Here is a 309-nt window from a genome sequence, read left to right as displayed (position 1 = left end):
AAGGTGCTGAATCTTTAATCAAAACAAACAAAGAGGTAACTCTCATGCTTCATACTAACAATCCAATCATTAAACACAAAGCAGGTTTGCTCAACCTAGCTGAAGAACTTGGTAATGTATCCAGAGCTTGCAAAGTGATGGGCGTATCACGAGATACATTTTATCGTTATCAAGAGCTGGCTGAAGATGGCGGCATTGATGCGCTTATTGATAAGTCCCGCCGAAAACCAAATATAAAAAATCGTGTTGATGAAAAAACCGAAAAAGCAGTAATGGATTATGCCATTGAATACCCCGCGCACGGCCAAG

Annotated in this window: 1 protein-coding gene; it reads left to right on the top strand. The window is 40.5% G+C overall.

What is annotated here, in order from left to right; genetic code table 11:
* Positions 1-44: 44 nt before the first annotated feature.
* Positions 45-309: helix-turn-helix domain-containing protein (locus tag DXX94_RS19165; protein ID WP_147302319.1), on the top strand; the 265-nt coding region annotated here is incomplete at its 3' end.

The organism is Thalassotalea euphylliae (assembly GCF_003390375.1).
In the GTDB taxonomy this organism is placed as follows: Bacteria; Pseudomonadota; Gammaproteobacteria; order Enterobacterales; family Alteromonadaceae; genus Thalassotalea_F; species Thalassotalea_F euphylliae_A.
Note: the sequence above shows the minus strand (reverse complement) of the source record. Positions and strands in the feature narration are given on the sequence as shown.